The 4,430-nt window shown below is 44.9% G+C and carries 4 protein-coding genes; all 4 read right to left on the bottom strand.

Annotation, left to right across the window (positions count from 1 at the left end):
- Positions 1-123: 123 nt before the first annotated feature.
- Genes ACP5KC_RS09065 through ACP5KC_RS09050 form a run of 4 tightly spaced genes read right to left on the bottom strand, consistent with a single transcriptional unit; the run spans position 124 to position 4,283 of the window.
- Positions 124-1,203, bottom strand: a complete 1,080-nt coding sequence (locus tag ACP5KC_RS09065) for an ABC transporter ATP-binding protein (protein ID WP_424741011.1) — start codon at positions 1,201-1,203, stop codon at positions 124-126.
- Positions 1,203-2,015, bottom strand: coding sequence for an ABC transporter permease (locus ACP5KC_RS09060; protein WP_052883739.1), 813 nt, complete (start codon positions 2,013-2,015; stop codon positions 1,203-1,205). Before ACP5KC_RS09060 ends, ACP5KC_RS09065 begins: the two co-directional genes overlap by 1 nt.
- Positions 2,016-2,019: 4 nt before the next feature.
- Positions 2,020-2,892, bottom strand: a complete 873-nt coding sequence (locus ACP5KC_RS09055; protein WP_424741010.1) for an ABC transporter permease — start codon at positions 2,890-2,892, stop codon at positions 2,020-2,022.
- Between the two features lie 44 nt (positions 2,893-2,936).
- Complete coding sequence (locus ACP5KC_RS09050; RefSeq protein WP_428287331.1) at positions 2,937-4,283, bottom strand: extracellular solute-binding protein; 1,347 nt, start codon at positions 4,281-4,283, stop codon at positions 2,937-2,939.
- Between the last annotated feature and the right edge of the window lie 147 nt (positions 4,284-4,430).

Below are 4,430 nucleotides of genomic sequence, written 5' to 3'. Positions count from 1 at the left end.
GGAGTTTTAAGGTTTATTACTCACCTATAGAATGAACCTCAAGGAATCTAATTGTTCATTTAATCTGAGTGTTTCTGTAAATAATAATCAAAGGATTAAAGTGTTAAAAAAACAACTAGAAATTCATCTGGGAACTGCAAATAATGTCTCTTCTTCAAGTTTAATCTTCACGCTGCTCCCAGCATCTAAGCGCACGTTGACAGGCGTTCTAAGCCTTATAAGGTAGCCCGACAACGATATAATGTATTCATAATGATCACCCAGATAAGATCCCGTCTGGATTTTCACGTCTATTACGTTGGATGTCTCAGTGGGATGCGCGAGTCTCACAGCTTCAGGTCTAACGGCAAGGAAAACTTTGCTATCTTTCGTCACTTTTTCTAAGTTTGTCCTGGCTAAAAGTTCAATATTTCCCTCTTCTAGGGCCACCCTGACGAGGCTCTTGTCACGATTCACTATTTCCAAGACATTTCCAGGTATCAATGTGGTTATACCCATGAACTCTGCCACAAATCTCGTGGCCGGAGAGCCATAAATCTCCTCAGGAGAGCCTATCTGCTCTATCCTCCCCTTGTTCATTACAGCTATTCTGTCACACATGACTAATGCTTCAGCCTGGTCGTGGGTAACGTAAACAGAAGTTATTCCTAGCTCACGCTGGAGTTTTCTAAGCTCGAACCTTACTTGTTCACGAAGCTTTGCATCCAGGTTGCTTAGAGGTTCATCGAAGAGTAATGCTCTAGGCTGGACGACGATTGCCCTCGCAACTGCAACTCTTTGCTGTTGCCCTCCACTCATCTGGTACGGATACCTGTTCAAGAGATCCTGGATTTGTAACAGTTCTGCAGCCCACTGGACACGCCTCTTAATTTCATCTTCTGGAATCTTTCTGAGTCGTAGTCCGAAGGCTATGTTTTCGAAGGCCGTTAGGTGAGGGAAAAGGGCCCAGCTTTGAAAAACCATTCCTAAGCCTCTTTTCTCGGGTGGAAGCTGCGTTATATCTTCCCCGTCGATCAGAACCATTCCACGGTCGGGCTGGGTTAGCCCTGCAATGATACGTAGAGTTGTTGTTTTTCCGCTACCTGAGGGCCCTAGTAGCCCGAAGAACTCTTTGTCCTTAATCTCTAGATATTCTATCTCTGCAGCTACTACCTTTCCCCCGTAATACCCTTTATATATATCTTTAAGCTCTATCCGAACCATTACCTACCACCCGCTCCACCTAGTGAAACAGAAACACGGAAATATTTTTCAGATATGAATCCGCCGATCAGGCTCGGGAAAAGGATAAACAAGCTTACGGCGGCGGCTCGTGGAGGAGAAATCGCATAGCCTCGGATGAGTTCATACACAATGATAGTCAGTGTTTTAATGGAGGGTGCTCCTAGCAGTAGTGTCATTACGAACTCGTTGAGGGATATAGCCATCGAGAAGATGAAGGCTGAGAGGAGCCCTCTCCAAGTTATAGGTAGGTAGACCTTTGTTATTACCTGTAACCTTGTAGCTCCGAATACTCTGGCCACTTCCCCGAGATCCTTTGGAACCTGCATGAAGGATGCCGTTATACTGCGAAGTGAAAAGGGTATTGCAAAGAACATGTGGGCAGGTATAAGAGCGATGAGATTATTCCTTAATCCCAACCAAGTGTAAAGGAATAGGAGTCCTGTTCCAACGACGATAGCCGGTAATGCCATGGTAAGGTTGACGATGGTTTCGGTTAGTATGGCGAATCTGTCTCTATTCATTGCTAGATAGTAAGCCGGAAGTATGCACAAGGCTACTGTCGACAAGGCTGTGAGTGGCGCGAGTATATAGCTGTTAATTAACGCTCCCTGCACATAGGGATCATTTATCATTTTAAGTATCCAGTTCAGACCGATGCGGGAGGGGAAGAGGTCTGTGCCAAAGTACCATTGCTCAGCCAGCGCGTAAAGCACAGCCATGAATACAGGCGCTATGTAGAAGAATAATAGGAAGGTAAGGATAATTATATCCCAGGCTCGTTGTCTATCCATAATTCTATCTCACCTGGTAAACAATCGCTTTTGTTGTATATCTGAAGAAGAAGTATCCTGCAAGAAGCGATAAAATTATGTAGACAAAGCCGGAGGTGAATGCCATCAAGTAGTTGAAGAACAGTGTGACATCGTTTAATATCACAACGCTCAGATATTGGGGCCAGGAGGCGCCAAGAACCAGGGGCGTCGAAACGCCTGTAAGATTATCCAAGAATACTATGGAAGAGGATGCGAGTAGAGCGTATTTTGAAAGCGGGAAATATATCTTTGTAATAACCGTTCTCATTGGCGCGCCAAGTATTCTGGCGGCTTCTACTATCTCAGGGTTGATCAGTTGAAGCGGGCCATAAGTTAAAAGGAATGTGAGAGTAAAGGTATACCACACTTTACCCAGGATGATGCCTATACCGTAAGGATCATTTACTAGATATAGTGGTTCCCGTATTAATCCCAGTTTCTGAAGAAGCCAGTTAATCCCTAAGGCTAGATATCCTTTAGGCCAGAGAAGGGTCCACCACATGAATGCAGCTATAAGGTACGGGGTGTAGATTGCTATCAGTGGGACAAACGAAAACTTGCCCCACCAGCCTGGTCTTCGAATAGTCAAGTAGATTGCGAAAAGATACCCGGTTACCACAGCTAGAAATGTCGCGACTGCGCTGTTCCAGACAGTAAAGAAAGTAGACTCCAGATAGAGGCTTCCAGGAGTGAAGAAAGTCTGGAATCCCTTGAGTGTTGGTTGCTGGACTCCAGAGAATGATATTATTCCGAAAGCCCCAAGGATGACTATTCCCAGGGGTATTACTAGCATAACTAATAGGTAGAGGTATATCGGCAAGAGATATATTAGTGGAGCTGAATTCTGAGAAGACATTACGATCCCCGGCAAAAAAAGAAATTATTTTTATAACAAGTAATTTATTTCTTAGCCACCTCGTCTACCCACTTTTGCATCATGTAGTTCATGTATTCTGCATGTCTGAAGTAGAACGGTCCGTAGAAGAACCACTTCTCGAAGCTTCCGTAAGGAATATTGACCGGCCAAGCAGGGTTCGCTTTAACGTCAGCGGGTACAAGGTTCCAAGCATTAGGTACAACGGGGAATGTGCCCTCGTTGGCAGCTATGTATGCTTGAGTCTCGTCTTCGAGGAGATAGTTTATGAAGAGTAAGGCTGCGGCCTTGTGTGGAGCGTTGAAGGCTACTATAACTCCGTCCCAAGGTTCAGGCATGCCTGGGTCAGGTATGTACATCCCGACCCACTCTGGCTTAAGTCTTCCCTCATTAATCTCGGCAAGGACTGTGTCTATCCACTGAGGTTCAAGCCAGACCTCGCCAGCCTCGAATAACTGTATGGCGGCGACGTTACCTTGTGGATAATTGCCTGGCTGATACATGTATTTCTCGATCTCGTTGAGGTAGTCCCAGAAGTTCATTCCGCTCTTACCGGGGCTGTACATGATATCGTGAGCTCTCTGCTCACTGTATCCTGCAAAGGAAAACTTATCGTACCCGTACTGACTGTAGAGAAGTGCCATGAGGAATGTATGTCCGCTACCGCCCTTGTTTGGATCACAATAAGTAAACTTTCCGGGATGCTTCTTGACCCAGTCAAGAAGCTGGTCCAGGCTCTTCGGGACATCGGCGTTCGGCCACTGACCTAGAATGTCCTTCCTGTATAGCATGACGACCTGCCACCACACGATGGGGATGTATCTCCCGTCCGTGGGGTACATGTCTGTGCCAAACATGTTAGCTAGGAGCGGGACCTTCTTTGCATTCGGGATTATCTCCCTCAGGTTTACGTCCCAGACTACACCGTTCTCCTTTGCCATTTTGAACGGGAGAGACCACAGGAATACAACATCGTATTGTCCCACAGTCTTGCCTGCTTGTTTGTCGGCGATAAGTGATTGAACCGTGCTATACCAGTCTCCCAGGACAACCTGGCACTGTATTCCATACTTGGCTTGGAAGTTCTGACACACATGGTTGAAGACGTCTTGTTCATGAGTTCCTCCGAATATTGCGAAAACAACTTTCCCTTCCTGTTTAGCTAGGGACTCTATCTGGGACCAATTATACGCGTATACTGTTTTCTCATTTAGTGGGAGGTTATATGTGACAGGGCCTTGGGGAGTAGTAACAGAAGGCTTGGGGGTTACTAGTAGAGCCAAGGCATATCCTAGAATGAGGAAAATTACTGCTATGGCTGCCAGTGTTATATAATTCTTGGGCTGTTGTCCTGCCACGAGAAATATTTTCAAATCGTATCTTATAAGTTTTTCGTTATTCAATATTATATAAAAAGAAATAAATTAAAAACATTTAATTTATTGACTAATTAATCAGTATTGACAATATATATAATATAAAAGGCTTTCACTATATAGGAAACACTCATTATTCCCAGC

Origin of the sequence: Infirmifilum sp. (assembly GCF_049970975.1) — an archaeon.
Lineage (GTDB): Archaea > Thermoproteota > Thermoprotei > Thermofilales > Thermofilaceae > Thermofilum > Thermofilum uzonense.
This window is presented reverse-complemented; position numbering and strand designations above follow the sequence as displayed.

Excerpts from the sequence above, each read along its gene's own strand:
- ACP5KC_RS09055 (WP_424741010.1), bottom strand. The coding sequence starts at position 2,892 with ATGTCTTCTCAGAATTCAGCTCCACTAATATATCTCTTGCCGATATAC.
- ACP5KC_RS09060 (WP_052883739.1), bottom strand. The coding sequence starts at position 2,015 with ATGGATAGACAACGAGCCTGGGATATAATTATCCTTACCTTCCTATTA.
- ACP5KC_RS09065 (WP_424741011.1), bottom strand. The coding sequence starts at position 1,203 with ATGGTTCGGATAGAGCTTAAAGATATATATAAAGGGTATTACGGGGGA.